Raw genomic sequence first — 26,985 nt, 5'->3', positions numbered from 1 at the left:
GGGTATGGAGGTGGTTGGTTGTGCTGCCCGGTGGTGCCTTGCGGCCGTCCGGGTGGTCTAGGGTCTTTCGTTTGGATCAGGCTGGATCAGGGAGCGGGGGCTGGTGCGTGCAGCTGCAAGGCGGAGGAAGGAGCCGACGCGGAGCGTCGGTGACTGACGACAACGCGGCAGATGTGCGTGCCGGCCCCCGCGAGCCCGGCATGATCCAAACGAGAGGCCCTAGGGGACGGTGACGAAGACGCTGTGCCAGCCGCTCGCTCCGTCGGGGATGGTGCGGGTGCGCTGTTCGGTCTGGACCTGTCCGGTGCCGTCGGTGGCGCGGACGGTGAGGTCGTGTCCGCCGGGGGTGGCGCTCCAGCGGTAGGACCACTGGCGCCAGGTGTCGACGCCTGCCTGGGCGGCGAGGTCGGCGTCCTGCCAGGGGCCGTCGTCGACGCGGATCTGGACGCGTGTGATGCCGCGGCGCTGGGCCCAGGCGACGCCGGCGATGGTGACGGTGCCGGCGACGGCGACGGGGCGGGCGAAGGGTTTGGGGGTGTCGATGCGAGCCTGGGTCCTGATGGGCGCGCGGCGGGCCCACTTGCGCTTGACCCAGTAGGGGTCGTAGGCGTCGAAGGTGGTGAGTTCGATGTCCTCGATCCACTTGCAGGCCGAGACGTAGCCGTACAGGCCCGGGACGAGCATGCGGACGGGGAAGCCGTGGTCGAAGGGCAGCGGCTCGCCGTTCATGCCGACCGCCAGGATGGCATCGCGGCCGTCCATCAGGTCCTCGACGGGGGAGCCGAGCGTCATGCCGTCCACCGAGCGGGCCACCAGCTGATCCGCCCGGCCGCCCTTCGACGGCGGCTTGACGCCGGCTTCCTCCAGGAGGTCGGCGAGGGGGACGCCGAGCCAGCGGGCGTTGCCGATGTAGGGGCCGCCGACCTCGTTCGAGACGCAGGTCAGGGTGATGTCGCGTTCGATGAGCGGGCGGGCGAGGAGCTGGTCGAGGGTATAGGTGCGGGGGCGGGTGACGCCTTTGCCGTGGATGCGCAGCCGCCAGGTGCCGGCGTCGACCTTGGGGACGGTCAGGGCTGTGTCGACGCGGTAGAAGTCGGCGTTGGGGGTGGTGAAGGCCGTGATGCCGGGCACCTTCAGCTGGACACCGGCCGGGACGGCTGGGGCGGGGGAGGCGGGCTCGGGCAGGACCAGGGCCTCGCGGGAGGCGACGGCGCCCTGGCCTTGCCGACCGGTGAAGTAGCGGCCCAGTGCGCCGGCCGAGGTCGCGGCAACGGCGGTCACACCGGCCGCGGCGAGGAACCCCCGCCTGCTCCACGCCCCGGTGCCTGCCTGACTGTTTGGGGCGGGAACGGGGGCGGCTTTGGTCGCGAGCACGTACAGAGCGACAGCTCCCGCGACCGCTCCGGTGATCGAGGGCAGCGCGTCACCGGTGCCGGTGGAGTCGGGACGGCTGAGAGCCGCGGCAGCGCCGACGATCCCGAACAGCAGCACCCCCGCGGCACCGGCGCGCCGATGGGACAAGGCGAGGATGCCGAGGCCGATGGCGATGAGGGCGAGAATCGCGAGGATCCCCAGCTGGAGAACAATCTTGTCGTTCTCTCCGAACGTGCGGATCGCGAAGTCCTTGACCGCGGCGGGCGTCCGGTCGATCACCGCTCCGCCCAGCACGGTCACTGGTCCGGCCGCGGGCCGCACCAGTCCGGCCACCAGCTCGGCCACGGCCAGAGCCGTGAACGCGGCCAGGAGTCCGGCCAGTGCGCCGAGTGCGGCGCGGACGAGTTTGCTGCGGAAGCTGCTCACGTGCTGCATTCGACAGCCCCCGCCCGGCGGATTGGTCCAACCCCCGAAAGAGCGAAACTTCTTGCCGGCGTTGCCTACTCCGTCGGTCCCGCAGCGTGACGTCCCCACCGGCCTGCGCGACCTCGCCGAGACGCACGGTGCGGGGGCCTTCTCACGGATTCCGGCAATCCATCGCGACAGTCGTCACGAATCACCACTGGAAGCAGCACTGGAAGACCGGCTCCAGCATCAGCCGCTGGGTCGAAGACCGCTCACTGCGAGGAATCATCATGGACACCGCCATCGCTCCCTGCGGATGTCCGGCCACCCTGCATCTCCCGCTCCTCCCGGACGAACGCGCAGCCCACCAGGCCCGTCAAGCCGCGGCATGTCTCCTGGCACAGGAGGCCGACGCCTGCCCCCGCGAGATTGCCGAGGATCTCGTACTGATCGTCTCGGAGCTGGTCGGCAACGCGGTACTCCACGCAGCCGGACCCTACGCGCTCACCCTGAGTCTGGAGCGGGGACGGGCGGGTATCGCCGTCAGGGACGGCACGGCTGACCTGACCGGGAACCACCATGACGCGCGGCGCAAGGAACCGGGGGGCCGAGGACTGAAGATCGTCCAGGCGCTGGGGGCAGACCTCTTCGTCAGCCCCTCCGACCGGGGCAAGCAGGTCATCGCGGTCCTCACCTGGCAACCCAGGTAGTAGGCGCGCGGTGCCGCGGGCGGCTGTGCCGACAGCCGCCCGCGGCCGACCCGCCCGGAGCACGCTCCCTCCCGGGCGGATCACCGGTCCGCGCCACCCCGTCTGTGGCGGCGGACCAGAGCTCTTCTCGCGGTGACCGATCAGGCGTTGACGCAGGTGTTGCCGAAGGACGGGTTCAGCAGCCCGATCACGCTGACGGTGTTGCCGCACGCGTTGACCGGGATGTGGACGGGAACCTGAACGAGGTTGCCCGAGCCCACTCCCGGCGAGTGGGCGGCCACTCCCTGAGCACCGGCATCGGCCGATGCCATCGACGCGCCGCCGACGACCACCGCCCCGGCCGCCAGGATCACCGCCACACCATGTCGCACACGAACCATGTGAACCACCTCCCATGAGGACACCTCGGCCGAGCAACCCACGCGGCCGGTGAGGGGAGCAGGAGAACGTCGCTCCGCTCTCCTCACGCACCGTCTTCGCCGCCGTGCCCCCTCCGGCTTGGCCTCTGGGGCCAGCTTCCCTCGAACGGGTTACTCAGGGATAGCACGGGTGACGAAGCGCCCCCATCCACACGCCCGTCCGCTACGAACAATGGACGAGAAACCCCAGGATTTCGGTGACCGGACCACCCCCAGGTGGTCCGGCCCGATCGAGCGACGACAAAGGACCGGCATGCGATGCACGCTCCGCCCCCCGACGGCCGGCCCAGGCCGCCCCGTCGCCTTCTCACCGCGACCGGAGCGGCGCAGGTGAACCAGCCGCTTTCCTTCGGCGCCGGCCGCAACGGCCGCCCCGCCCCCAACGACCTCACCGAGGTCATGGGCCAAGTGGCGCGCGGCGACAAACTGGCCTTCTCCGCCCTCTACGACGCCCTGGCCCCTCTGGTCTTCGGCATCGTGCTCAAAGTGGTGCGCGACCGGGCACAGTCCGAGGAGGTCACCCAGGAGGTCATGATCGACCTGTGGCGGCAGGCGGCGCGCTACCGGCCCGAGGCCGGCGCGGTGACGGCGTGGGCGGCGACGATCGCCCACCGCCGGGCCGTGGACCGGGTCCGCTCCGCCCAGGCCGCCACCGACCGCGAGCAGGCCCAGGCCGCCCGCGAGCACACCACCGCCTTCGACGAGGTCACCGAACAGGTCGAGACCCGCCTGGAGTCCGAACAGGTCCGCCGCTGCCTGCGCGGCCTGACCGAACTGCAACGCCAGGCGGTGACCCTGGCCTACTACCAGGGGCTGACCTACCGTGAAGTCGCCGAAGCCCTGCGCACGCCTCTTCCCACCATCAAGACACGCATGCGCGACGGGCTCATCCGGCTCCGCGACTGCATGGGGGTGACCACATGAAACACCACGCCACCGATGCCCACACCCTCGTCGCCGCCTACGCCCTAGGCGCCCTCGACGACGCCGAACGCAAGGAATTCGACACCCACCTCCAGACGTGCGAGGCATGCCGGCAGGAAGCCGCCGAGTTCCAGGCGACCACGGCACGCCTGGCGGCAGCCGTCGCCCAGCCACCGCCTCCGGCAGCCAAGGCGCAGGTCATGGCCGCCATCGACGGCGTGCGTCAGCTGCCCCCGCGCGTCCCCGCCGCCAGTGCGGCGCCCGCCCTCGGCGGCATCCTGCGCCGCCGAGCCGTACCCCTGGCGCTGGCGGCCAGCGTGGCCGCGGCCGCACTGGGCGGCGTCGCGGTGTGGCAGACGCAGAACGGACAGGACCTCGAACAGCAGGCCCGCCAGGCCCAGCAGCAGCTCGACGAGGTCAGCGCCGTCCTGGCGGCCCCGGACGTCCGCACCGTCCACGGCAAGACCGCCAACGGCGCCCTGACCACCGTCGTCGCCTCCGAGCAGCAGAACAAGGCCGTCTTCACCGCCGCCAACCTGCCCGCGCCCGGCGCCGGGAAGACCTACCAGCTGTGGCTCGACCACAACGGCACCATGCGCCCGGCCGGACTGATCGACCACGACGGCACCGTGCTCCTCACCGGCGACCCCGCGGACGCCGGCGCCGTCGGCCTCACGCTCGAACCCACCGGAGGATCCCCCCAGCCCACCAGCGACCCCCTGCTCCTGATGACCCTTCCCGCCTGACCGGGCGTTCCGCATCGATGGCGGTCGAGGTATCTCATCCCCGCCCGCCGTCACGCTGAGCGCACATTGCGCCGGTCTCACCGGCTGAACCGGTGCACCTCTTCGGCCGACCAATAAGCTTGTTCTTTTCTTCCGGCCTCGAACGGCGTCTCGAACTGAGTCGCTCACCTGGGGGTTCGCCGGACGTGGGGGCTGCCTTCGTCTGATCATGTGCTCCGACCAAGGTGCACGTGACCAAGACGAAGGCCGTGAGGATGAGTCAGCTGCCTGATGCTGTCCGGAGGGAAGCGTTCGCGGAAGCGTCACGCTTCCGGGGCGAGTTCTACGAGTGTCTGACCGCTCGGCGTGACGAGTTGTTCGAGCTGGTGGACGCGGTGCTGTATGCGGACGGTGCGGTGAAGTCCCCGGTGGACCTGACGCTGCTGCCCGAGCATCGCCGTGGGCACGGGGCGATGTACGGCGGCCTGAACCACGGCCGCATCGACGTCGACCGGCTACGGACGGTGCTGGCCAGCCTGCCGCTGCCGCGTTTCGACGGCGGGCGCCTGGTCCTGGCGGTCGACGTGTCGCCGTGGCTTCGCTCGGACGCGCCGTGCTCGGCTGAGCGCCTGTTCTGCCACGTCTACGGCCGGGCGAGGACAGCCTCGCAGTTCATGCTCCTCATGGCTCGACCACGACGGCAAACTCCCCTTGGTCGAGGGCACGTTGATCCGCCTGAAGGTCGAGCACCTGTCGAAGGAACGGGACGCTCCGGCGGTCTGGTCATGGTCCTCCAAGACCGGCGCCACCCCCGACGACGTGGACCGATTCTGGCAGGCGTTTCTCCGCCGTTTCGATCTGGAACACACCTTCCGCTTCGCGAAGCAGACCCTTGGCTGGACCACCCCGAAACTCCGCACCCCCGAAACTCCGCACCCCCGAAGCGGCGGACCGCTGGACCTGGATGCTGATCGTCGCTCACACCCAGCTCCGGCTCGCCCAACCGCTCACCGCAGACCTCCGCCGGCCCTGGGAGAAACCCGCCACCTCCGACCGGCTCACCCCGGCTCGGGTCCGCCGGGGGTTCAGGAGCATCCGCGCTTATCTCGCCTGCCCGGCCCGAGTTCCCAAACCACGAGGCACCGGACCCGGACGGCCACCCGGCGCCAAGAACAAACACCGGGCACCCCTCTACGACGTCGGCAAAGCCGTCAAGCGCCCCGAGACCCTCAAGGCCATCGGCAAGCCCGGAAGATCTTGGTAGATAAAGAACAAGCTCAGGCTCCTTCGCGCAGGCGCAGTACGTGGGCGGCGGTGAGCGCGACGGCCCGGTCCCGGTCCTGCGCCAGGGCGGCGAGGGCGGCCGAGGCCGCGGCCCCGGGGATGTCGGCGAGCGCCTGGGTGAGCCGCAGCCGTACGGGCGGTGCGGCGGCGTCGTGGGCGAGGCGGTCGACGAGCCCGGTGGCGATCCGGCCGGCCGTGACGGGGTCGTGCGCCAGGGCGCCGAGCGCGTCGGCCGCGTCGGTGTCACTCCTCCCCTCCGCGACCATGGCGAGGAGTTCCGGTGCCGCGTCGGTGACTCCCCGCGCGGCGAGCGCCAGGGCCGCGGGGCCCCGGACCCCGGGGGCCGGGTCGGTGAGGGCCCGGCGCAGCGGTGCGTCCGCCGCGGTGTGCGGCAGTTCGGCCAGCGCCCGTACGACGCGTTCCCGTACGAGGGCGGAGGGGGCGTGCAGCGCCTCGGCCAGCAGGGCCGGGGCGTCCGGGCCGGACCGGGCCAGGGCCCAGCGCAGGGCTCCGGCGACGTGCGGGTCCGGCTCCCCGAGCACCGCCTCGACCAGCGCTTCCGCCGGTACGGGGCGGTCCTCGGCGGCGGACAGGGCGGCGCGCTGCCGGGTTCCGGGGCTCGCGGACGCCAGTTCGTGCAGGAGCCGCACGGTCCGCAGGACGTCCGTCCAGCCGACGGGTTCCGCGGCGTCGATCCGCCGGAGCCGGGTGAGCAGTTCCGTCTCGGCGGCGATGCGTTCCCGGGTCCGGCGGACCAGGTCGTCGACGAGTGCCGCGGGCGCGAATCCGGGTTCGTCGAGCGCCCGCGCGACCTCGCGCAGCGACAGTCCCAGCGAGCGCAGGCTCTCGATGTGGAAGATCCGCCGGATGTTCTCGTCGGAGTACTCCCGGTAGCCGGATTCGTTGCGGCCCTCCGGCCGGACCAGGCCGAGCGATTCGTAGTGCCGGAGCATGCGGGTGCTGACCCCGGACCGCTGCGCGACCTCACCGATCAGCACTGCGTCACCGCTCCTCCTGGAGGTCCCCGCCGAGGGCCACGACGCGCTTCGCCGCCTCGATCGCGGACTCGAATCCGGCGCCCGGGTCGCGCCTCAGCCGCTCCGTGGCGATCGCGTGGGCCCGCGCCCGGGGGCCGGGGCCGGTTCGCGCGGCGGCCAGGAGCGGCAGCGCCGCCTCCCCGAGCGCGATCAGCGCCCGGCTGAGGCTCAGCTGTGTCTCGTGCCCGCCGCGTCCGAGCTGTGCCGCCAACCCTACGGCCAGCTCCTGCTCCGCGCCCTCGGGCACCAGCACGACGGCCGCCCGCCAGGCGCTGCGGGCCACCTCGTCGTCGGCGTCGGCCAGCAGCTCCGGTGTGATCACCGGCCAGGCCCGCCGGTCCCCGATCTTGGACAGGGTGTGCAGGGCCTGGCTGCGTGCCTGCGCACGCTCCGAGCGGACCTCTCCGACCAGCAGCGGGACCGTCGCCGACGGGGCGTGGCGGGTGAGCGCCCATGTCAGCATCTCGCGTACGGAGAAGTCGGGTTCGGTCGCGCAGCGCCCGACGAGCGGGCCGACGGAGCCCGGGTCCGGGGCGGAGCCGACCGTCATCGCCGCCCGGAGCCGGACCGACGGGTCGGTGTGCTCCAGCGCCCGGAGCGCTCGTGCGGTGTACGTGTCCTGGGTGGGCAGGGTCATCGAAGCCACCTCCTGGCCACGCAGTGAACCGCTTGTCACCGTGTCAAGGTCAAGCCGGTCCGGCCCGGACGGGGCGCGGGCGTGTGGTCAGCAGGTGTGGCGGTCGCGGGCGGGCGAGTAGAGGTGGCTGTCGCGGAACTGCCCGGCGCCCAGGGTGCGGCCGACCATGATGACGGCGGTACGGATCACGCCCGCCGCCTTCACCTGTCCGGCGATGTCGTCGAGGGTGCCGCGCAGGATGATCTCGTCCGGGCGGGAGGCCAGCGCCACGACGGCGGCCGGGCAGTCGGCGCCGTAGTGCGGGAGGAGTTCCCCGACGACGCGGTCCACGTACTGGGCTGCGAGGTGCAGCACGATCAGGGCGCCGCTGCGGCCCAGGGTGTCCAGGTCCTCGCCCGGCGGCATGGCGGTCGCCCGGTTGGCGATCCGGGTGAGGATGACGGTCTGGCCGACGGTCGGTACGGTCAGTTCCCGCTTGAGCGACGCGGCGGCGGCGGCGAACGCGGGTACGCCGGGCACCACTTCGTAGGGCACCCCCGCCTCGTCGAGCCTGCGCATCTGCTCGTTGACCGCGCTGAACACGGCGGGGTCGCCCGAGTGCAGCCGGGCCACGTCGTGACCGGCTTCGTGGGCGGCGAGCAGTTCGGCGGTGATCTGGTCGATGTCGAGTCGCGCGGTGTCCACCAGGCGGGCGTCCGGCGGGCAGGTGGCGAGCAGTTCGCGGGGCACGAGGCTGCCCGCGTACAGGCAGACGGCGCAGGCGGCGAGGGTACGGGCGCCGCGCACGGTGATCAGGTCGGCGGCTCCGGGGCCCGCGCCGATGAAGTAGACGGTCATCTGTGGGTGTCTCCTGGGTGGGGTGCGGGACTCTGTGCGTCGGGGCAGGTCGGGGGTTTGCGCACGGACCACTGGGTGACCGGCATGGCCTGGCGCCAGCCGGTGAAGCCGCCGACCGGTACGGCGTGGGCGACGGCGAGCCGGACGAGCTCGCCGCCGTGGCGGCGGTGCGACTCGGCGAGCAGGGCCTCGGACTCCAGCGTGACCGTGTTGGCGACGAGGCGTCCGCCGGGCGCCAGCGCGTCCCAGCAGGCGTCGAGGAGGCCGGGCGCGGTGAGCCCGCCGCCGATGAACACGGCGTCGGGTACGGGCAGTGCGGCCAGCGCGCCGGGGGCACCGCCGGTGACCACCCGGAGTGCCGGTACGCCGAGGCGTGCGGCGTTGCGGGTGATGCGCGCGGCCCGCTCCGGCTCGCGTTCCACGGTGATCGCGCGGCAGGACGGGTGGGTCCGCATCCATTCGATCGCGATCGATCCGGAGCCGCCGCCGATGTCCCAGAGGAGTTCGCCGGGAGCCGGGGCGAGCACCCCGAGGGTCGCGGCCCTGACGTGCCGTTTGGTGAGCTGTCCGTCGTGCGCGTACGCGTCGTCGGGCAGGCCGGGTACGGCGCCCAGGCGCAGTGCTCCGGGGGCGCGGCGACAGTCGACGGCGACGATGTTCAGCGGGTCGGACGGGGGGTGCGGCCAGTGGTCGGCCGTGCCCTCCAGACAGTCCTCGCCGGGCCCCCCGAGCTGTTCCAGCACCCGGATCCGGCTGGGACCGAAGCCCTGTTCGCGCAGGAGTCCGGCGACTTCGGCGGGGGTGCCGGCGTCGGCGCTGAGGACCAGGACGCGGCGCCCGTCGTGCAGCGCGGCGGCCAGCCGGGCGGTGGGGCGGCCCACCAGGGTGACGGTCTCGGTGTCTTCTACGGGCCAGCCGATCCGGGCGCAGGCGTAGGAGACGGACGAGGGGTGCGGCAGGACGCGCAGATTCCGGGCGCCGACCACCTCGGTCAGGGCCCGGCCGATCCCGTAGAACATCGGGTCACCGCTGGCCAGGACGGCGATGCTGCTCCCGGTGTGCGCGGCGAGCAGTCCGGGGACGGCGGGCCGCAGCGGGGAGGGCCAGGTGATCCGGCGGCCGGGGCAGGACGGCGGGAGCAGGTCCAGCTGGCGCCCGGCGCCGATGAGGACCTGGGCGCCGGTGAGTGCGGCGCGGGCCGCTTCGGTCAGTCCTGCCCAGCCGTCGGCGCCGATGCCGACGACCGCCACCGGGGCCGGTCGGTCAGCCATGGGACACGCTCTTCAGGTAGGTGGCGAGCGCGTCGACGGCGGCGGGGTTGCGGGGGCTCTCCACCAGGTCCACGTAGTGGAGGACGAAGATACGGCCGTTCCTGATGGCGGAGACGTTCGCCAGCGGCGGGTAGGACGTGAGGAACTCCTTCTTCTGCTGCGCGCTCCGGTCTCCGTAGTCATTGATCACGATGACCTCGGGGTCGCGGGCGACGACGGTCTCCCATCCCACCGTCACCCAGGTGTCCTTGAGGTCCTTCATGACGTGGTCACCTCCGGCCTTGGTGATGATGTCGTGCGGCCCGGCGAACGCGCCGGAGGTCAGCGGCTTGTCCCGCCCGTCGTCGTAGAGGAAGACCCGGGGGCGGGCGGAGCCCTTCGGGGCCTTGTCCCGTGCCGCGGCCACCTGGGCGCGGAAGCCGGTGACCAGGGCTTCGGCGCGGTCTTCCACGTCGAAGATCCTGCCCAGGTTGCGCAGGTCGGTGTAGAGCGCGTCGAGGGGGGCCATCACCCCGCGCGCCGTGCCCCGGCCGTTGCGGCAGGACTCGCTGAGCAGGTACGAGTCGATGCCCACGCGCCGGAGTCCGGCGGGGGTGAATCCGTCTTCCTCACTGAATCCGTAGTTCCACCCCGCGAAGACGAGGTCGGCGCGGGCGTCGAGGGCGAGTTCCTTGGTGAGGGTCTTCCTGGAGAGCCACGTGGTCTTCGCGTACCCGTCCTTCCAGGGCACGGAGGTGAGGTCGCCCTTGTCGTCGGGCATCACGTAGCCGGCCATGTGGTCCTCCAGGCCGAGCGCGAACATGATCTCGGTGATGCCGACGTCGTTGGTGACGACGCGCTGCGGGGCCTTGTCGTAGGTCTTCTTCTCGCCGCAGTTCTCGACGGTCACCGGATAGTGGCCCGTCGCGCTCCCGGGGCTGCTCCTCGGCTCCGGGGACGCGGGCAGCTGGGCGCCGCACCCGGTGAGGACCAGGGCGGCGAGGGCGAGCGCGGCGGGGCGCAGGGGGTGGGGCATGGCGGTGGCGCCTCCTCAGGAATCGGTTCGGGCGGGGCCGAGGCGGTCGAAGAGCAGTTGCAGGGCGCCGGTCTCGGGATGCGGGACGCGGTGGGCGCGCACGCCGAAGACCTCGGCCAGCAGCTCGGGGGTGAGCACGTCGTACGGGGCTCCGGACGCCACGATCCGGCCACCGGCGATGACGTGGAGCAGGTCGCAGTGGAGTGCCGCGAGGTTGAGGTCGTGCAGGGAGGTGAGGACGGTCGGTCCGCTGTCGCGCACCAGCGCCAGCACGTCCAGCTGCTGCGCGATGTCGAGGTGGTTGGTCGGTTCGTCGAGCACCAGGAGCCGGGGCTCCTGGGCCAGGGCGCGGGCGATCAGGACCCGCTGCTTCTCACCGCCGGACAGGGTGAGGAAGCCGCGGTCGGCGAGGTGGGCGGCGCCGACCCCGGCCAGTGCCCGCGCGCAGGCCGTCCGGTCCGCCTCGGTGGCCCGGCCCACCGACGACTGGTGGGGGGTGCGTCCCATGGCCACGACCTCGGCCACGGTGAAGTCGAACTCGGAGGCGGCCTCCTGGGGAAGCGCGGCCAGTCGGCGGGCGCTCTCGCGCGGGCTCATCGCGTACAGGTCCTCGCCGTCGAGCCGGACGGTGCCCGCGGAGGGGCGCAGCGCGCGGTAGACGCAGCGCAGCAGGGTGGACTTGCCGCTGCCGTTCGGCCCGACCAGGCCGACGAGCTGGCCCTGGCCCGCGCCGAGCGTGGCGTCGCTCACCAGGCGGGCACCGGCGATCTCCACCGTCAGGTCTTCGATGTCGATCCGCATCAGGCACCTCCGAAGGAGTAGGAGCGGCGGCGCATCAGCAGCACGAAGCACGGCACGCCGATGGCCGCGGTCAGAACGCCCACGGGCAGTTCGGCGGGGGCGAGGACCACCCGGGAGAGGATGTCGACCCAGATCATCAGGACGGCGCCGACCAGCGGGGCGACGGCGAGCAGTCGGCGGTGGTCCGCGCCGACCAGCATCCGTACGGCGTGGGGCACCATCAGCCCGACGAAACCGATCGCCCCGCTCACCGCGACCACCGCTCCCGTGACGGCCGCGCAGACCACGAAGAGCTCCTTGCGCAGCCGCCCCGCGTCGACGCCCAGGGCGGCCGCCGTCTCGTCGCCCATGGCCAGGGCGTTCAGCCGTCGGGCGGACCAGGCGAGGTGGGCGAGACCGCAGAGTACGGCCCCGGCCGCGATCGGCACCGAGGCCCAGTTGGCCCCGCCGAGGCTGCCGAGCATCCACATCATCGCGGAGCGGGCGGCCTCGCCGTGCTCGGCCGCGAACACCATGAAGGTGGTGACGGCCGAGAAGCCGTAGTACATCGCGGTGCCCGTGAGGACGAGCCGCAGCGGGGTGAGGCCGCGGGCGGTGCGGGCGATCGCGTACACCAGCAGCATGGCGAGGAGCGCGGCGAGGAACGACGCCGCGGACAGCGCCCAGATGCCCAGGGCACCGAAGGCGCCGAAGATGAGTACGGCGTTGGCGCCGACGGCCGCTCCCGAGGAGATGCCGAGGACGAACGGGTCGGCGAGGGCGTTGCGGACCATGGCCTGCACGGCGATGCCGACGGCGGCCAGTCCGGCGCCGACGACGGCGGCCAGCATCGCGCGCGGGAAGCGCAGTTCCCAGACGATGGTGTACGCCGCGACCTGGTCGGCGGATATCCGTCCGCCGGTCAGCCCGGCCCACAGATAGCGCAGCACCTCGCCCCAGGAGAGCCCGGAGGCCCCGATGCCCGCGCCGCAGACCAGGGAGACCAGCAGCGCCGCGCACAGCACGGGTACGAGGAGTTTCGGTGACATCCGGCGGGGCGGCGCGGGCCCGGATCCGGCTCGGGCCGCGCGGAAGGGCGCGGCAGACCGACGGGCGAGAGGGGTGGCCACGGGCGGTTCGCTTTCGCCTCGGGCCGTGCATCTACGTCATCAACGGAGCGGCCCGGACGCGGCGCGCCCCGTGCAGCACCCATCGCAGTCCACGGCGAATTGACAGGAGCCTTCACCGCCGCGGGTAATCGGGCTCACGGGGCCCTGTTCGGGCACCGTCTACCGTTGCGGGTCAGCGCCGGACTTCGACCGGACTTCCCCCGCGGGGCAGATGCAGCTTAACCCGAGTGGTCCGGTGCCTCCTCGCCCCCGTCCGAGTCCGGACGCGCCGCCTCGGCCCGCTCCGGTGCGTGGGCCCGGCGCGCGGTGCGCCAGGCCCGGCTCAGTACCAGCGTCGGCAGACCGGCGACGGCAGCGACGGCGAGCCCGGCGACCTGCTGGGGCCAGCCGCCCTCGGCGTCGGCTATCGCTCCCGTGTAGCCGACGCCCAGCATGATCAGCAGTTCCCCGGCCGTCTCGCCCCGGTACGCCCCGCGGGGGAACCCGGCCGTCCGAACGGTTCCGCCAGAACCCTGCTCCCCTTGCCCGGCATGGCGCCCCCATCGACGGCTCATGCGGATTCCCACCGGTCTTGTACCCCGGGCACCCGCGGCCACACCGCTCCTGGCAGGGGTGACGGAGCCGCGGGCGCATCGTACGAACGGCTGACACGGGGGTCGTCCTGAGGGGTACGCATCGCCCGCCGGTTCGGTGACCGTGCGCACCGGGGGCGCGTCGAGCATGGAGGGTGCGGGCCCGTACCGTCCGGGGCCCGCCCACGGATTGCGAGGAACCATGCCTTCGACACGACGCGCCGCTCTCCTGACCGTCCCGCTCCTCGGGATCGCCCTGCTCGCGACGGCGTGCGGCGGATCGTCCGGGGCCGGGGCCGGGGCGAAGCCCGTGGGCTCCGACCGGGCCCTGCTCGACGCGGCGCGTTCCGGGGACGCGGACGCGGTGCGCGCCGCGATCGAGCGGGGTGCCCGGCTGGAGACCCGCGACGGGGACCGCCGTACCCCGCTCCTGCTGGCCGCCTCCCGCGACCACGTCGAGGCCGCCGAGGTTCTGGTCCGCGCGGGTGCCGACCCGGACGCCCTGGACCGGCAGCACGACACACCGTGGCTGGTGACGGGGGTGACCGGCAGTGCGGCGATGGCCCGGACCCTGGCGGTCGCCGGCCCGGACTACACCATCGTCAACCGCTACGGCGGCACGTCCCTGATCCCGGCGGGGGAACACGGCCACGTCGGCTACGTGCGGGAGGTCACCACCAACCCGGACATCGACGTCGACATCGACCATGTCAACGACCTCGGCTGGACGGCCCTCCTGGAGGCCGTCATCCTCGGCGACGGCGGCGAGGACCACCAGGAGACCGTGCGGCTGCTGCTGGCCGCGGGCGCCGATCCGGAGATCGCCGACCGGTCCGGGACCACCGCGCTCCAGCACGCCCGGCAGCGCGGATTCGACGAGATCGCCGGGCTGCTGGGCGGCTGACCGGTCCCTCAGGAGGGTGCGCGCCGGGCGGCCGCCGCGTTGCGGCCCGAGATCAGGTGGCGGCTCGCCAGCTCCGCCACGCCCGCGACGTCCCGTTCGGCGATCGCCGTGTACAGGCCCTCGTGTTCGCGCGCGACGCCCTCCAGGTCGTCGTGCTGTCCCAGCAGCCAGCGCATCCTGCTGCGCAGGGTCGCCTGGAGTTCGTTCAGGAGCTCGTTGTCGGCCAGCGCCGTGACCGTCTCGTGGAAGTCGGCGGCGGCCCGGCGGGCGCCCACGGCGTCACCCTTGGCGGCGGCCTTCAGCTCGGCGTCCAGATCCGCGCGGAGCTTTTCGAGCCCCGCGCGGGTGCGCCGCTGGGCGGCCAGCCGGAAGGTCAGGGACTCCAGGGCCGCGCGGACCTCGTCGAGGTCCTCCACGTCCGCCGGGGTGAATTCCCGTACGACGGCCCAGGTGCGGGGCCTGGGGGTGACCAGGCCCTCGGTGACCAGCGCCTTCAGGGCCTCGCGTACCGGCAGTCTGCTCACCCCGAGCTCCGCGGCGAGTTCGCGCTCGACGAGTTTGCTGCCCGGCTCGCGCGCGCCGTCGATGATCTCGTCACGCAGCTGGCGCGTGACCCGTTCCGACTCGGGCTCGAAGTCCCCAGACCCTGTCATGGGCCCGATTGTCTCATCACCCGGCACCCTCACCCCCCAGGCCGCCCGCCGGTACGGGACGCGTCAGGCGGGTGTGTAGCCGCGGGTGCGGACGAGGTCGTGGACGAGTCCGGTGAAGGCGTGCGCGGCGGCGCTCTCGTAGCCGCTCTCCCGGCGCAGCAGGGTCGCGACCCGGGTGGGCAGCGGGGGGTCGACGGGGACGGGGCCGAGGTGCGGGTCGTCGTCCGTGATCGCCAGGGGCAGCACGGTGGCCAGCGGGCCGGTGCGCCGGACGATCTCGGTGAGGGCCTGGATGGTGTTGGCCTCGACCGCGATCGGGGGGTCGATCCGGTGCAGGGCGAAGTAGTCGTCGATATGACTGCGGGTGACGAAGTCGCTGCTGAGCAAGGCGAGTTGCTGATCGGCCAGCTCATGTACCGGCAGGGGGCGCTCACCCCGGGCCTCGGCGCGGTGGGCGCCGGTGACCAGGCTCAGGGGCTCGGTGAACAACGGGGTCGCGGCGATGCCGGGGAGGTGGGTTTTGGCGAAGGCGATGCCGAGGTCGAGTTCGTCGGCCAGCAGGCTCGCCTCCATGCGGTCCTGTGTCATCTCCCGGAGGTCCAGCGTGACACCGGGGTGGCGGGTGTGCAGCGCCTGGATGAGGGGGCCGACGAGATACGCGGCGAAGGTGGGGGTGAGCGCCAGCCGCAGATGCCCGCGGGAGAGGTCCGCGACGTCCAGGACGGCACGATCGGCGGCCGCCAGCTCCCGCAGGGCACGTCGCGCGTAGTGCACGTAGGCCGCGCCCGCGTCGGTGGGGCGGACACGGCGGCCGCTGCGGTCGAGCAGCTGGGCGCCGACGGCCCGCTCCAGCTGCTTGATCTGCTGCGACAGCGTCGGCTGCGAGATGCGCAGCTCCTCGGCGGCGCGCGTGAAATTGCCGTGTTCGGCCACCGCGATGAGGTAGCGGAGATGCCGCAGTTCAGGTCCCATCAGTAAATAATAGAGCTGATCTATAGGGATCATGGATACCAAGTCTTGGACACTATAGCTACAGGTCATGCATGGTGGTTCTCGTCAGCCCCTCGGGGCGGCACCCATCGAAAGGAGTGACCGATGCAGGACCTCACGGACGGCGTCACGCGATTCCACCGCGATGTCTTTCCCGCGAAGGCGGACCTCTTCGCCCGCCTGGCCACGACACACCGGCCGAAGACGCTGTTCATCGGCTGCTCCGACGCCCGGGTGGTCCCGGAGCTGATCACCCAGAGCGATCCGGGCGAGCTGTTCGTCATCCGCACGGCGGGCAATCTCGTCCCCGCGTACGGGTCCGGCCGCGACGGCATCGCGGCGAGCATCGAGTACGCCGTCGCCGTGCTCCATGTGACCGACATCGTCATCTGCGGCCACTCCTCCTGCGGCGCGATGACCGCCCTGGCGGAAGGGCACGACCTCAGCGACGCCCCGGTCACCGCCGACTGGCTGCGGCACGCGGACGCCGCCCGGGCCCGCGCCGCCGCCGCACCGGCCGCGTCCGGCGCGGACCGGGTGGCCGCCCTGGTGCGGGCCAATGTGGCCGCACAGCTGCAGAACCTGAACACCCACCCCTCCGTGGCCCGCGCCCTGGCCGACCGCTCGGTCACCCTGCACGGCTGGGTGTTCGACATCGCCACGGGCACGGTCGAGCCGGTCGAGGCCACTCTGGCCGCGGCCTGACCAGCCCCACCGAACCACCGGCCCCGCACCGGGTCCGGCACCCCCGAAAGGAATCCCCGTGCCGCACGCACAGTTCGACCCCACCGCCCGCCAGGCCCTCGCCGTCGCCGCCGTCGAGGCGAAGACCCGCAAGGACCTGACCTGGGAGCAGATCGCCGACGCCGCCGGGTTCTCGGTCGCCTTCGTCACCGCCGCGGTCCTCGGCCAGCACGCCCTGCCGGAGACCTCCGCGCGGGCGGTCGCCGAACTCCTCGGCCTCGACGAGGACGCGGTGACGCTGCTCCAGACGATCCCGACCCGCGGCTCGATCCCCGGCGGCATCCCCACCGACCCGACCATCTACCGCTTCTACGAGATGCTCCAGGTCTACGGCACCACCCTGAAGGCCCTGGTCCACGAGCAGTTCGGCGACGGCATCATCAGCGCCATCAACTTCAAGCTCGACGTGAAGAAGGTCGCCGACCCCGAGGGCGGCGAGCGCGCCGTCATCACCCTGGACGGCAAGTACCTCCCCACCAAGCCCTTCTGACCCGCCCCTCCCCCCACACCCTCTCCCCCCACCGCTGTAAAGAACAGAGCACGGCGGGCCGGACGGCGCCCCACGGCGCGGTCCGGCCCGCCGTTTGCGCATCGTCCGCCTGAACGTGGTCGGCGTCCCAGTGCACCTGCCGCGTGACGAGCGCCGTCGAGGGGCCGGTGGCCCGGCTGGGCACGCCGAGCGCGCGGGCCCGTACCACTGCCGCCGCGGCTTCAGCCCCGGACTGTGCGGGCCTTCGTCCCAGCGTCGTGATCGCCGTCGCCCCCGCGCCTTCTTCGGTGCCGCGTGCCGCGGCCGGGTTCTCCTGGTCCATCGGCCCGCCCTCGCCGCGCCGCCGTACACGGCCGTCGCCGACCGCGCCGAGGGCGGAGGTGACCGGCCGGGGGCGCGAGGGCATGTCCAGGCTCCCCGAGCGCGTCATCGAGCGCGTCGGGGTGCCCGTCGCCGACGGGGTGACCGCGGCCGATTCACTGGTAGGGCCCGGCCTGCGCACGTCCGGGGCGCGTACGTACGCCACGCCGCGGCCCGGGGAGATCTCCGGCCGGCCGCCGCGGAGGTGACGCGCCTCCCAGGGTCGCCGTGACGGCGGCGGCGAGCAGCAGGACGGCCAGGGGGCACCACATGGCGGTGGTGAAGCCGTGCAGGGCAGCCGCCCCCACGCTGCCGTGGAAGGCGGCCGCCGTGCTCGCCGCGACCGTGTTGAAGACGGCCGACCCGATCGAACCACCCACCTGCTGGGCGGAGTTGACAGCAGCCGAGGCAATCCCGGCGTCCTGCGTGGTGACGCCCGAGGTCGCCCCGGTCATGAGGGCGAGGAAGCTGCCGCCGTTGCCGATGCTGAACGTCACCAGGGCGGGGACGACCCTCGCCGCGTATCCGGAGTCCGGCGTCAGGAGCGCGAGCTGGAGCAGCCCGGCGGCCGAGAGGCACAGGCCCGCCGTCATCATCACCCGGGGTCCGAGCCGGGGCAGCAGGCGGGTGCCGAGCTGGGTGGCGGTGGCGGTGGTGACCAGGCTGACCGGCAGGAAGCCGAGGCCGCTGGCGAGCGCGGACCAGCCGAGCACGGTCTGGAGGTAGTAGGTGAGGAACAGTGAGACGGAGAGCTGCCCCGTCATCAGCGCACCCCCGGCCACCAGGCAGGACACCCGGCGGCGGTCGCGCATCAGCCGGGGCGGCAGCAGCGGCGTGGCGGTACGGGTCTGCCGGAGGGCGAAGGCGGTGAGCAGCACGGCGCCCCCGATGAGCGCGCCCAGCACCGAGGGGGCCCGCCAGCCGTCCGCCTCGGCGCGGCTGCATCCGAAGACCAGGGCGGTCGGTCCGCCGCAGCCCAGCACGGCACCGACGAGGTCGATGCGGCCGGCCGCCCGCCGGGCGCGGTCCGCCGGTATCCATACGGCACCGAGCAGCGCGGCGAGGGCGATGGGCACGTTGACCAGCAGGCACCAGCGCCAGCCGAGCCACTGGGTGAGCACGCCGCCCAGGACGACGCCGAGGGACGCACCGGCGCCGCCGAGTGCGCCGAAGACGGCGATGGCGCGGCGGCGTTCACCGGGGTCGGTGAACGCGGTCGCCACGAGGGCGAGCGCGGACGCGGCCAGCAGCGCGGCGAAGGCGCCCTGGACGGCGCGGGCCGCGAAGAGCGCGTGCGCCGTGGGGGCCAGGCCCGCCGCGGCGGAGGCGACGGCGAAGCCGAGCAGTCCGGCGGTGAACATCCGGCGGTGCCCCAGGTGGTCGGCGAGCCGCCCGGCGAGCAGCAGCAGTCCGCCGAAGGCGACGGTGTAGGCGGTGACCACCCAGGGGCGGTCGCCGTCGCTCATGTCCAGTTCGCTCTGCAGGGTCGGCAGGGCCACGTTCACGATCGTGCCGTCCAGCAGGATCATCAGCTGGGCCAGCCCCAGCACGCACAAGGCCCGCCATCGCTTCGGGTGCGGCGGCGGGAGCGGTGGACAGTGGGGCGTGAGGGGATCAGACATGAGATTTTTGTATACCAAATACACGCACTACGACAGTCGCCCCCTCCACATGCACCACCAGCCCCGGATAAATCCCCTACTCCACGGGATACCAATTCTTTCGAGAGCTTCACGCGACGATGAAGACCCGTCTCACAGCAGGCCGCGGCGGGCCGCGATCACACCGGCCTGGAAGCGGTTGGCGGCGCCGAGCAGCTCGTGCAGCCTGCTGATCCGGCGGCGCATGGTGCGGACCGACCAGCCGAGCTGACGGGCGATCGCCTCGTCCTTGAGGCCGCTGACCAGCAGGGTGAGGACGAGCCTGTCCTCCTCGCCCAGCGGGTCCTCGGCGGGGGCCTCCAGCGGCAGGGCCTGTTTCCAGCACAGCTCCCAGTAGTGGGCGAGGGCGTCGAGCAGGGTGGACGGGCGGATCACCGCGGCGCGCACGTCGTGCAGGTCCAGGGAGAGCGGCATCAGGGCGAGCTTCCGGTCGGCGATGGCGAGCTTGATGCCGAGGCCGGGCAGAACGCGGGCCTGCTCGCCGTGGCGGACCAGTTCGCGGATGTCGTCGAGGACACCGGGCCACTCCAGGGCCTCGGGGGCGTAGACCGCCCGGTAGCGCACGCCCCGGCCCAGGGCCGTCGCCTCCACCGGGTTGGAGGTGGTCAGGGCGTACGGCGGCCGGTCCAGGGTCATCACATCCCGGTGGGCCTCCTGCTGGAGGCGGACGAACCAGCGGCCCAGGGCCTCGCTCCCCGTGGTGATCTCCACCTCCTCCTCGCCGCCCGCCCCGGCGCACGCCGCGGCGAACAGCCGGGACAGCTCACCGGCCGCCGACCGGACCTTCTCCAGCTCGTTGCTCCTGGCCCGTACGAGTGCCTCGACGGCGGCCTCCGGTTCGATCGCCGCGTACCTGCGGCGGGCCCCGGCAAGCCGTCCGACCAGACCGTGGTCGCGGAGCCGGTCCAGCGCTCGGGCGACGCGCTCGGCCGAACATCCGAGGTCTGCGGCGAGTTCGGCGGGCGCCGCGGTCCGCCGGGTGAGCACATGGCGGTAGACACTCTCGTCGAACGGGTCGATGCCCGCGGCGGTGAGCTGTGAGGTCTCGGGAGTCATGAACGGATCGTGGCCCAGTTGTGCCACCGACAGCAATGGGCCACAAGGATCCGTTGTGCGGCAAGTGCCGGGACCGGTAGGACCTTTACGCATGGCAATGAAGTCACGAAGACCGCGTCATGCGGCGCTCGCCGTCGTTGTGCTCGCCGGTGCCCTGGCGGCGGCGCCGGGCGCAGCCGACGCGTCCACCACCCCCGACCCACCGCGCCGCGTGCTCGTCGAACTGTCCGGCAGCCCCGCCGTGTCCGCGGCTCCCGGCGGCTCGCTGCTCGCCGCCGGGGCCGCCCGCGATGTCCCGACCGCGCGCCGCGCCCTCGCCGCGCGGCAGGAGACGTTCCTCGGCTCGGCGCGGGACGCCGGACTGCACCCCTCGGCCACCCGCCGGCTCGGCCTGTTCATCGACGCCGTGGCGATGACGGTGCCCGCCTCCGAGGTGGGCCGCCTGTCCTCGCTGCCGGGGGTCACCGCCGTCCGCCCCGACACCCGGATGCTGACGAAGACCGACACGAGCGTCCCGCTGACCGGCGCTCCCGGCGTCTGGCGCCGCGAGGACCCCGCCGGGGCACGGGCCACCGGCACCGGCACCACCGTGGCGATCCTGGACAGCGGCGTGGACTACACCCACCCCGACCTGGGCGGCGGAATCGGCACGGGCCACAAGGTCGTCGGCGGGCACGACTTCGTCAACGGCGACGACGACCCGATGGACGACAACGGCCACGGCACCCATGTCGCGGGGATCGTCGCGGGCCGGGCCGCCGGGAAGGAGGGCGTCACCGGCATGGCGCCCGGTGCGAACCTGCTGGCGTACAAGGTGATGGACGCCGACGGCTCCGGCTACACCTCGGACATCATCGCCGGGATCGAGGCCGCCGCCGACCCGGCCAGCCCGCACCGCGCCGACGTCATCAACATGAGCCTGGGCGGACCCGGCGACGGAACCGACCCGCTGGGCCGTGCCGCCACCGCGGCCGTGAAGGCCGGTGTGGTCGTGGTGGCCGCGGCGGGCAACGACGGGCCCGGCGCGGGCACGGTCAGCACCCCCGGCATCGCCGAAGGGGTGATCTCGGTCGGCGCCTCGACCAGCGGCCTGCGGCTGCCGAGCGCCTATCTGGCGGGCAAGCGGCCCGAGTTGATCCAGACCTACCGCGGCATCCTGTCCGCGAACCCGCCCCGGCAGCCGGTCACGGCGCCGCTCGTCGACGTCGGCGAGGGCACCCCCGAGGACTGGGAGCGGGCCGGTGACGTACGCGGAAAGATCGTCCGGGCCCGGATGCTCATCGCCTCCGACACGCGGGACCTCTCGCTCGACGCCCTGGAATGGGCGCGGGAGGCGGAGCGGCGCGGTGCGCTCGCCGTACTGGGCGGGGTCTCCGCCTCCGACGGTCCGGTGCTCGCCGCCGGGGGGCCGGGAGCGGTCCGGCCGCCGGAGGTGAGCCCTGAGCCGGGCGTGGCCCACGTGCCGTCGTCGTCCGCGCGGATCGACGCCTCCGGTGACTCGCTGCGCATGGACCGTCTGGTGGTCATGGGCGTCGACGCGACCCAGTACACGGAGCTGAGTGCCCGGCTCGCCGCCGGGAAGGTGTCGGTCACCCTGCGCGGCACCGACGCCACCGACCAGATCGCCTCGTTCTCCTCGCGCGGCCCCACCCTGGCCTTCGCCCTGAAGCCCGACCTGGTCGCCCCGGGCGTGGAGATCCGCTCCACCATCCCCGCGTCCCTGTACGGGCCCGGCCAGTACCGCATGTCGGGTACGTCGATGGCGGCCCCGCACGTCGCCGGTGCGGCCGCCCTGCTGCGCCAGCTGCACCCCGGCCGGACGCCCGCCGGGATCAGGGCCGAACTGATCGGCACCGCGAAGCCGCTGAGCGGCACCGGGCCCACGGCGCACGGCTCGGGCAGGCTCGACGTGGCCGCGGCCGCCTCCGCCACCCTCAGCGCCTCGCCCCCGTCGGTGTCGTTCGGCCTCGCCGACCTGTCCCGGAGCCAGGTCGGCGGCACCGCGAAGGTGACCCTGCGCAACACCGGAGCGCGCGCCCTGTCGGCCACGCTGCGCACCGACGGACCGGCCACCGTCTCCCCGAAGCGGATCTCCGTACCAGCCGGGCGCACCGCGACCGTCACGGTCTCGCTGCGCGTCGCCCGGCCCGGCGCCGACACCGAGATCGGCGGCCGTCTCACGGCGACCCCCGACCGCGGCCCCACGATCGGGGTTCCCTATCTGCTCGCCGTACGGCACCTCGCCGTCCAGGCCGCACCCGACCCGAGCGACGGCCGCACGACCGTGCACATCGCCCCGCCGACCCCGCTCGCCCAACCGCCGGCCGTCACCGTCACCCCGCCCCGCGGCAGGTCCGTGAGGGTGACCGCCACCCTCGACACCGCGACCGGCTACTACCGGGCCCCGCTCACCGCCACCGCCACCGGTGTCCACCGGGTCGCGGTGCGCGGCACCACCGGCGGCGGGCAACTCCTCACCGGCTCGGCCTTCTTCGAGGTCACCCCGGCCAACAGCCGCACGGACCGCTGGGAGCCGGCCGGGCCCAACAGTGAGACCGGCACCGTCACGCTCGCGCCGGGCCGCCCGAAGCAGGCCGTCCTCACCCAGTTCCAGCAGGCAGCCCCCTGGCTGACCACCGACAACGGTGCGTCCTGGCGCCGTCTGGGCCGTCTCCCGGTCTCCGACGGCACCGGACCACTCGTGGTCGACGCGAAGGACCCCGATCGCTGGTGGTACGCCGTGAACAGCGTCCACGACGGCAGCCGCCGGGGCACCATCCTGCGCACCGACGACAACGGAAGCACCTGGCGCACCCTCGATGTCCCGGACACCCGTTTCTCGGCGCTCGTCGCCGACGAGCAAACCCGCACCCTGGTCGCGGTGACCCCGGACGCGCTGCTGGTCAGCACGGACGCGGGCGACCACTGGACGACGTACCCGACCGGGGTGCCCGGGGCCGTCAGGGCCGCCGCCCTGACCGGGAACACCCTCTACCTGTCGACGTACTCCGGCGTCTGGTCCCGGACCGGTGTCGGCTCGGGCGAACCCGGCGAGGCGCGCCGGATCTTCGACCCGGCCGGCCGGACCGTCGGCTCGATGGCCGCCGACGCCTCGGTCGTGGCGGTCTACGTCCCGGGCCAGGGCGTGATCGGCTCCCACGACGGCGGCGGCACCTGGCGCCCCCTGCTGCCGATGGAGGAGGGCGGGCTGAGCCTGACCACCTCCGGCGGCGACCTCTATCTGAGCGCGCTGTCCGGCAAGGGCAGACTCAGCCGCGACCACGGGCGGACGTGGACCGAGATGGCCGCGCCGTCGCGAGCGGCGCTGGCGGTCGACTACGACCGCTGGGCCGACGGATCCGTGACCGTCTCCAGCGAACAGGACGGCCTCTACCGGGGCTCCCAGGACGGCACCGGGTACCGGCGGATCGGCGTCCAGGGACTGACCGTCCACGACCTCGCGGTCAGTGACGGCCGTCTTCTCGCCGCCACCGACAGCTCCGTCTACCGCACCGCGCTCCCCGTCCAGGGCCCGGAGTGGGGCCCGTCCGGCGGCGAGGGCGGCAGGGGCGTCGTGGTACCGCTGCTCGCGGTGTCGGCCAAGGACCCGAAGGTGGTCTGGCGGGTCCGGCGCACCGGATACGGCGCGTTCGCCGTGGAGCGCAGCGGGGACAGCGGGGCCCACTGGCAGCAGCGGGGGCTCTCGTCGGAGATCCCGACCTCGCTGCTGGTCCACCCCGCCGACCCGGACCGGGTACTGGTCGGATTCCAGAGCCTGCTGGGCAAGGGGCTGTTCGCCACCGGTGACGGCGGGGCGACGTGGAAGAACCTGTACCACGGCCGGTCCTTCGACGCCCTCATCGGCGACCCCTCCGATCCGCTGCGCCTGTGGCTCGGAGGGCGCGACGGCCTGTTCCGCTCGGACGACGGCGGCGTGACCGTCACCAAGGTGGCCGACGGCCCGGTGGCCGCGATCGGCCTGGACGGACGGCGCCTGGTCATCGGCGGTGAGACCGTCCGTGTCAGCACGGACGGTGGCCGCACCTTCCGCGCCGCGGACACCGGCGCGCTCGCGATCCACGTCTCCGACCTGCTGCGGGTGAAGGACACCTGGTACGCGGCCACCACCACGTCCCGGGCCAGTGGCCTCCCACAGGGCGGCCGCGGCGTCCTGCGCAGCACCGACGGTGGCCGCAGCTGGCAGAACATCTCCTCCGGCCTGCAGAACACCGACACCACGAGGCTGGCCGCGAGCCCGGACGGCCGCACGCTCTTCGTCGGCACCGTCGACGGCGGCGTGCACCGCCTGGCCCTGCGCCGCTGATCACCATGCCCGTGGGGGCGTCCGGACGGAATTCCACCGTCCGGGCGCCCCCACGGGCGCTCCCGGTGCCGGGTACGGCGGCTGCGCGTGGTGGCCGTGGCCAGCGCGGGTGCTCCGGCCGCGGGAGGGGAGCGAACCGCCACGGCCGACGACGGGCGCTACTACGGCGGGGTCACGCTCACAGCCCGATGTCGCGGCCGGTGAGGTCGGCGAAGGACTCCCGGCGGACCAGCAGCCGGGCGCGGCCGTCCGCGACGGCGATCACCGGCGGACGGCCCACCAGGTTGTAACTGGACGCCATCGAGAGGTGATAGGCGCCCGCGACCGGGACGGCGATCAGGTCGCCGGGGCGGACGTCGCCGGGCAGGGCCACCTCGGCGGCGAGGACGTCGCCCGCCTCGCAGTGCCGTCCGACGACGGTCGCCGGGCGGAGCCCGGCCGTGGTCCGTCGCCCGACGAGCCGGGGTGCGTACCGTGCGCCGTACAGCGCGGGCCGCGGGTTGTCGCTCATCCCGCCGTCCACGGCCACGAAGACCCGCGTGCCGGTCCGCTTGACCGCGAGCACCCGGTAGAGCGCCACACCCGCGGGCCCGACCAGCGCCCGGCCGGGTTCGATGGCGAGCCGGGGCACGGGGAGGGCTGCCTCGGCGCAGCTCGCGGCCAGTTCCCGGCGGACGCGGGCGCCGAGGGCGCGGATGTCGAGCGCCCGCTCCCCCGGCCGGTGGGCGACCCCGTGCCCGCCGCCGAGGTCCAGCTCCGGCAGGAGGGTGCCGTGCCGGTCGCGGATGCGGGCGAGCAGCTGGACGACCGTGCGCAGCGCGGTGGTGTAGGGGCCGGGCTCGGTGATCTGCGAGCCGATGTGGCAGTGCAGTCCGACGAGTTCGAGCGCGGGCTGGCCGAGGATCCGGGCGACGGCGTGCTCCGCGCCGCCCCCGGTGACCGACAGCCCGAACTTCTGGTCGTCCGTTCCGGTACGGATCGCCGCGTGGCCGCCCGCACTGACGCCCGGGACCACCCGGACCAGCACCTTCTGGCGGGTGCCCGCCGGTACGAGCGCGGCGATCCGGGCGATTTCCCAGGCGCTGTCGATGACGACCCGGCCGACACCGAGCCGCAGTGCGGCCTCCAGGTCCCGCGGGCTCTTGGCGTTGCCGTGCAGCACGATGCGCTCGGGCGGGAACCCGCTGGTCACGGCGTACTCCAGCTCGCCCGCGGAGCAGACGTCGAGACCGAGGCCCTCGTCCCGTACCCAGTGCAGGAGGGCGCGGCAGAGGAAGGCCTTGGCCGCGTAGAGGACGTCGGTGTCCGGGAAGGACCGCAGGTAGGCGCGGCAGCGCTCGCGCACCTCGCGCTCGTCGAGGAGGTAGAGGGGGGTGCCGAACCGTTCGGCCGCCTCGGTGAGCCCGACGCCGCCCACCGTGATGTCGCCGTCGGGGGCGGGGCGCGCCGAGGCGGGCCAGACGGACAGGCTCGTGGGGACGGCGGAAGGCGCGGGCTCGGCCGGACTTCCGGGGACTGCTGTGGTCATGGTGCTCCCTCGGCCGGTCAGGAGGCGGACGTGGCGGTCAGCGACGGTGCTCCGGCCGGGCGTGGCCTTCGCACCGTCCGCCGGACCGGCCGCCCGGGGACCTCGGCGGGGCCGGGTACGGCGAGCAGCGGGTCGACGACGAGCGTGGTGACGCCGAGCGGCGCGGTCAGGGCGCGCACCGCCGGTTCGGACAGCCTGATCCAGTGCTGCCGCCCGCCGAGAGCGCGGACCAGTTGCCGTTCGCCGGTGAAGGCGACGGCGGTCCGCTCCCCGAGGGGCGTACGGAAGAGACGGGCGCAGCAGCCCGCCGGTCCCGGCCGGACCGGGACGAACAGCGTTCCGGTCCGGCCCGGCCGAAGGGGATCGGGGTCCTCGGCGCACGGGTGGTCGTTCATGGCACTCCTCAGGGGACGGGCACATCGCCCCAGGCCGCCGACGGCCGGGGCACGGTACGACGCTAGGCCGCCGCCGCCCCGCCCGGCCTGCCCCTTAGCGTCCTCTTGACCTCGTACACGCCCCTCTTGACGCCCGTTTGACGACCGGTCACGGTCTGGTTCCGCGCGGGACGGCGACCGTGCGCGGCAAACCGTGAACGTGACTTCACGTGTTCATCTGGGTACGTTGAGTCAGTGACCGGTATTCCGCCCCTCCCTCCGGCGCATCGCCGGGTGCGCGGCGGTGGCGTGCTCCTCGCGCTGGTGTGGGTCGCCTTCCATCTGCTGGGCTGTGTGCACAGCCACGCCTCGGCCCTCGGCGCGCATCATGTGCCGATGAACGCGGGCGCCGCCGTCTCGGCCCCCGCCGCCCCGTCCCATGCCGGCCCGGTGGTGGCCTCGTCCTCCGATCGCGGGCCGTGCTGCCCGGAATCGGATCACGCGGCGGACTGGTTCCGCACCGACGCCCCGTCCGCCCCGGCCCCGGGCGGGGCGCTCGCGGTGCAGGTCCAGCCCTGTCTCCTGGCCGCCGTCCCCCCGGGAGGCGGCACGGTCCGGACGCCGGATCACCGGCTCGTCGGCGGGCGGTGCGTACTCACGACGCTGTGCGTGGCGCGGACCTGACAGGTCCCGCGCCGCCGCCCGACCGCTCCCGCCGCTCCGTCGCGCAGCGGACCGGTTCCGGGCCGCGGTGCCCCGGCCCCCGATCCCCCGATGCCCC

The 26,985-nt window shown here is 73.5% G+C and carries 24 protein-coding genes, 1 pseudogene and 1 riboswitch; of the genes and pseudogenes, 9 read left to right on the top strand and 16 right to left on the bottom strand.

The annotated features are described in order from the left end of the window. Positions 1-219: 219 nt before the first annotated feature. Entirely contained in the window at positions 220-1,809 is a 1,590-nt protein-coding gene (locus ACFVWY_RS10295; RefSeq protein ID WP_389869393.1) for a molybdopterin-dependent oxidoreductase, read from the bottom strand. 260 nt (positions 1,810-2,069) lie between these two features. On the opposite strand from ACFVWY_RS10295, the gene ACFVWY_RS10290 reads away from it, so the two are divergent. Beyond that, on the top strand, positions 2,070-2,489 hold the full coding sequence (locus ACFVWY_RS10290) for an ATP-binding protein (protein ID WP_389869390.1): 420 nt from the start codon (positions 2,070-2,072) through the stop codon (positions 2,487-2,489). 140 nt (positions 2,490-2,629) lie between these two features. On the opposite strand, the gene ACFVWY_RS10285 is transcribed toward ACFVWY_RS10290, so the two are convergent. Beyond that, on the bottom strand, positions 2,630-2,869 hold the full coding sequence (locus ACFVWY_RS10285; RefSeq protein WP_389869387.1) for a chaplin: 240 nt from the start codon (positions 2,867-2,869) through the stop codon (positions 2,630-2,632). Between the two features lie 369 nt (positions 2,870-3,238). Here ACFVWY_RS10285 and sigK point away from each other — a divergent pair, with 369 nt between their 5' ends. The 3 genes and pseudogenes from sigK to ACFVWY_RS10270 all read left to right on the top strand — a co-directional run bounded on the left by sigK (position 3,239) and on the right by ACFVWY_RS10270 (position 5,821). Beyond that, entirely contained in the window at positions 3,239-3,832 is a 594-nt protein-coding gene (gene sigK, locus ACFVWY_RS10280; protein ID WP_389869385.1) for an ECF RNA polymerase sigma factor SigK, read from the top strand. Then, on the top strand, positions 3,829-4,578 hold the full coding sequence (locus ACFVWY_RS10275; protein WP_389869383.1) for an anti-sigma factor domain-containing protein: 750 nt from the start codon (positions 3,829-3,831) through the stop codon (positions 4,576-4,578). Before sigK ends, ACFVWY_RS10275 begins: the two co-directional genes overlap by 4 nt. A gap of 254 nt (positions 4,579-4,832) precedes the next feature. Beyond that, positions 4,833-5,821, top strand: a pseudogene (locus ACFVWY_RS10270) (transposase). Positions 5,822-5,834: 13 nt separating this feature from the next. Here the strand turns inward: ACFVWY_RS10270 and ACFVWY_RS10265 are convergent. The 8 genes from ACFVWY_RS10265 to ACFVWY_RS10230 all read right to left on the bottom strand — a co-directional run bounded on the left by ACFVWY_RS10265 (position 5,835) and on the right by ACFVWY_RS10230 (position 13,102). Next, on the bottom strand, positions 5,835-6,839 hold the full coding sequence (locus tag ACFVWY_RS10265) for a MerR family transcriptional regulator (protein WP_389869381.1): 1,005 nt from the start codon (positions 6,837-6,839) through the stop codon (positions 5,835-5,837). A gap of 4 nt (positions 6,840-6,843) precedes the next feature. Further along, complete coding sequence (locus tag ACFVWY_RS10260; protein ID WP_389869379.1) at positions 6,844-7,515, bottom strand: HEAT repeat domain-containing protein; 672 nt, start codon at positions 7,513-7,515, stop codon at positions 6,844-6,846. A gap of 87 nt (positions 7,516-7,602) precedes the next feature. After that, positions 7,603-8,352 carry a precorrin-4 C(11)-methyltransferase gene (gene cobM / locus ACFVWY_RS10255; RefSeq protein ID WP_389869377.1) on the bottom strand — a complete coding sequence of 250 codons (750 nt, stop codon included), beginning with the start codon at positions 8,350-8,352 and terminating at the stop codon, positions 7,603-7,605. Continuing rightward, positions 8,349-9,623, bottom strand: a complete 1,275-nt coding sequence (gene cbiE / locus ACFVWY_RS10250) for a precorrin-6y C5,15-methyltransferase (decarboxylating) subunit CbiE (protein WP_389869376.1) — start codon at positions 9,621-9,623, stop codon at positions 8,349-8,351. The genes cobM and cbiE overlap by 4 nt, the downstream gene beginning before the upstream one ends. Beyond that, complete coding sequence (locus ACFVWY_RS10245) at positions 9,616-10,638, bottom strand: ABC transporter substrate-binding protein (RefSeq protein ID WP_389869373.1); 1,023 nt, start codon at positions 10,636-10,638, stop codon at positions 9,616-9,618. Before ACFVWY_RS10245 ends, cbiE begins: the two co-directional genes overlap by 8 nt. A 15-nt stretch (positions 10,639-10,653) precedes the next feature. Beyond that, positions 10,654-11,439, bottom strand: coding sequence for an ABC transporter ATP-binding protein (locus ACFVWY_RS10240; RefSeq protein WP_389869371.1), 786 nt, complete (start codon positions 11,437-11,439; stop codon positions 10,654-10,656). Then, on the bottom strand, positions 11,439-12,467 hold the full coding sequence (locus ACFVWY_RS10235; protein ID WP_389869369.1) for a FecCD family ABC transporter permease: 1,029 nt from the start codon (positions 12,465-12,467) through the stop codon (positions 11,439-11,441). The genes ACFVWY_RS10240 and ACFVWY_RS10235 overlap by 1 nt, the downstream gene beginning before the upstream one ends. 182 nt (positions 12,468-12,649) lie before the next feature. After that, positions 12,650-12,771, bottom strand: a riboswitch (cobalamin riboswitch). Then, positions 12,767-13,102, bottom strand: coding sequence for a hypothetical protein (locus tag ACFVWY_RS10230; RefSeq protein ID WP_389869368.1), 336 nt, complete (start codon positions 13,100-13,102; stop codon positions 12,767-12,769). (Overlaps the previous riboswitch by 5 nt.) A 220-nt stretch (positions 13,103-13,322) precedes the next feature. Between ACFVWY_RS10230 and ACFVWY_RS10225 the strand changes: the two genes are divergently transcribed. Then, positions 13,323-14,024, top strand: coding sequence for an ankyrin repeat domain-containing protein (locus tag ACFVWY_RS10225; protein WP_389869366.1), 702 nt, complete (start codon positions 13,323-13,325; stop codon positions 14,022-14,024). A gap of 8 nt (positions 14,025-14,032) precedes the next feature. On the opposite strand, the gene ACFVWY_RS10220 is transcribed toward ACFVWY_RS10225, so the two are convergent. Together ACFVWY_RS10220 and cynR are read right to left on the bottom strand one after the other, a co-directional pair. Beyond that, positions 14,033-14,677, bottom strand: coding sequence for a GntR family transcriptional regulator (locus tag ACFVWY_RS10220; protein WP_389869363.1), 645 nt, complete (start codon positions 14,675-14,677; stop codon positions 14,033-14,035). A gap of 63 nt (positions 14,678-14,740) precedes the next feature. Further along, complete coding sequence (cynR, locus tag ACFVWY_RS10215) at positions 14,741-15,649, bottom strand: transcriptional regulator CynR (protein WP_389869360.1); 909 nt, start codon at positions 15,647-15,649, stop codon at positions 14,741-14,743. A 123-nt stretch (positions 15,650-15,772) separates the two neighbouring features. On the opposite strand from cynR, the gene ACFVWY_RS10210 reads away from it, so the two are divergent. Continuing rightward, the gene (locus ACFVWY_RS10210; protein WP_389869358.1) at positions 15,773-16,372 is read left to right on the top strand and encodes a carbonic anhydrase; all 600 of its coding nucleotides are present in this window, start codon (positions 15,773-15,775) and stop codon (positions 16,370-16,372) included. A 58-nt stretch (positions 16,373-16,430) separates the two neighbouring features. Continuing rightward, entirely contained in the window at positions 16,431-16,901 is a 471-nt protein-coding gene (gene cynS / locus ACFVWY_RS10205) for a cyanase (RefSeq protein WP_389869355.1), read from the top strand. Positions 16,902-17,377: 476 nt separating this feature from the next. Here cynS and ACFVWY_RS10200 read toward each other — a convergent pair whose 3' ends face one another. Continuing rightward, positions 17,378-18,883: an MFS transporter gene (locus ACFVWY_RS10200; RefSeq protein WP_389869354.1), complete on the bottom strand. Its 1,506-nt coding sequence runs from the start codon at positions 18,881-18,883 to the stop codon at positions 17,378-17,380. A 132-nt stretch (positions 18,884-19,015) separates the two neighbouring features. Next, positions 19,016-19,978 carry a helix-turn-helix domain-containing protein gene (locus ACFVWY_RS10195; protein WP_389869351.1) on the bottom strand — a complete coding sequence of 321 codons (963 nt, stop codon included), beginning with the start codon at positions 19,976-19,978 and terminating at the stop codon, positions 19,016-19,018. A 91-nt stretch (positions 19,979-20,069) separates the two neighbouring features. Between ACFVWY_RS10195 and ACFVWY_RS10190 the strand changes: the two genes are divergently transcribed. Then, positions 20,070-24,302 carry a S8 family serine peptidase gene (locus tag ACFVWY_RS10190; protein WP_389869348.1) on the top strand — a complete coding sequence of 1,411 codons (4,233 nt, stop codon included), beginning with the start codon at positions 20,070-20,072 and terminating at the stop codon, positions 24,300-24,302. 178 nt (positions 24,303-24,480) lie between these two features. Here the strand turns inward: ACFVWY_RS10190 and lysA are convergent, their stop codons facing one another. Both lysA and ACFVWY_RS10180 read right to left on the bottom strand, forming a co-directional pair. Further along, positions 24,481-25,830, bottom strand: a complete 1,350-nt coding sequence (gene lysA / locus ACFVWY_RS10185; RefSeq protein WP_389869345.1) for a diaminopimelate decarboxylase — start codon at positions 25,828-25,830, stop codon at positions 24,481-24,483. Positions 25,831-25,847: 17 nt separating this feature from the next. Continuing rightward, the gene (locus tag ACFVWY_RS10180; protein ID WP_389869343.1) at positions 25,848-26,225 is read right to left on the bottom strand and encodes an SAV_915 family protein; all 378 of its coding nucleotides are present in this window, start codon (positions 26,223-26,225) and stop codon (positions 25,848-25,850) included. Positions 26,226-26,459: 234 nt separating this feature from the next. Between ACFVWY_RS10180 and ACFVWY_RS10175 the strand changes: the two genes are divergently transcribed. Beyond that, positions 26,460-26,888: a hypothetical protein gene (locus tag ACFVWY_RS10175; RefSeq protein WP_389869341.1), complete on the top strand. Its 429-nt coding sequence runs from the start codon at positions 26,460-26,462 to the stop codon at positions 26,886-26,888. Positions 26,889-26,985 lie beyond the last annotated feature (97 nt).

The sequence above is a fragment of the Streptomyces sp. NPDC058195 genome (assembly GCF_042883525.1).
Taxonomy (GTDB): Bacteria; Actinomycetota; Actinomycetes; order Streptomycetales; family Streptomycetaceae; genus Streptomyces.
This window is presented reverse-complemented; position numbering and strand designations above follow the sequence as displayed.

Coding starts and splice junctions, on each gene's coding strand:
- ACFVWY_RS10245 (WP_389869373.1), bottom strand. CDS start 10,638: ATGCCCCACCCCCTGCGCCCCGCCGCGCTCGCCCTCGCCGCCCTGGTC.
- ACFVWY_RS10285 (WP_389869387.1), bottom strand. CDS start 2,869: ATGGTTCGTGTGCGACATGGTGTGGCGGTGATCCTGGCGGCCGGGGCG.
- cynR (WP_389869360.1), bottom strand. CDS start 15,649: ATGGGACCTGAACTGCGGCATCTCCGCTACCTCATCGCGGTGGCCGAA.
- ACFVWY_RS10220 (WP_389869363.1), bottom strand. CDS start 14,677: ATGACAGGGTCTGGGGACTTCGAGCCCGAGTCGGAACGGGTCACGCGC.
- ACFVWY_RS10200 (WP_389869354.1), bottom strand. CDS start 18,883: ATGTCTGATCCCCTCACGCCCCACTGTCCACCGCTCCCGCCGCCGCAC.
- ACFVWY_RS10230 (WP_389869368.1), bottom strand. CDS start 13,102: ATGAGCCGTCGATGGGGGCGCCATGCCGGGCAAGGGGAGCAGGGTTCT.
- lysA (WP_389869345.1), bottom strand. CDS start 25,830: ATGACCACAGCAGTCCCCGGAAGTCCGGCCGAGCCCGCGCCTTCCGCC.
- cobM (WP_389869377.1), bottom strand. CDS start 8,352: ATGACCGTCTACTTCATCGGCGCGGGCCCCGGAGCCGCCGACCTGATC.
- ACFVWY_RS10295 (WP_389869393.1), bottom strand. CDS start 1,809: ATGCAGCACGTGAGCAGCTTCCGCAGCAAACTCGTCCGCGCCGCACTC.
- ACFVWY_RS10290 (WP_389869390.1), top strand. CDS start 2,070: ATGGACACCGCCATCGCTCCCTGCGGATGTCCGGCCACCCTGCATCTC.
- ACFVWY_RS10225 (WP_389869366.1), top strand. CDS start 13,323: ATGCCTTCGACACGACGCGCCGCTCTCCTGACCGTCCCGCTCCTCGGG.
- ACFVWY_RS10180 (WP_389869343.1), bottom strand. CDS start 26,225: ATGAACGACCACCCGTGCGCCGAGGACCCCGATCCCCTTCGGCCGGGC.
- cbiE (WP_389869376.1), bottom strand. CDS start 9,623: ATGGCTGACCGACCGGCCCCGGTGGCGGTCGTCGGCATCGGCGCCGAC.
- ACFVWY_RS10190 (WP_389869348.1), top strand. CDS start 20,070: ATGGCAATGAAGTCACGAAGACCGCGTCATGCGGCGCTCGCCGTCGTT.
- ACFVWY_RS10260 (WP_389869379.1), bottom strand. CDS start 7,515: ATGACCCTGCCCACCCAGGACACGTACACCGCACGAGCGCTCCGGGCG.
- ACFVWY_RS10275 (WP_389869383.1), top strand. CDS start 3,829: ATGAAACACCACGCCACCGATGCCCACACCCTCGTCGCCGCCTACGCC.
- ACFVWY_RS10210 (WP_389869358.1), top strand. CDS start 15,773: ATGCAGGACCTCACGGACGGCGTCACGCGATTCCACCGCGATGTCTTT.
- ACFVWY_RS10195 (WP_389869351.1), bottom strand. CDS start 19,978: ATGACTCCCGAGACCTCACAGCTCACCGCCGCGGGCATCGACCCGTTC.
- ACFVWY_RS10240 (WP_389869371.1), bottom strand. CDS start 11,439: ATGCGGATCGACATCGAAGACCTGACGGTGGAGATCGCCGGTGCCCGC.
- ACFVWY_RS10235 (WP_389869369.1), bottom strand. CDS start 12,467: ATGTCACCGAAACTCCTCGTACCCGTGCTGTGCGCGGCGCTGCTGGTC.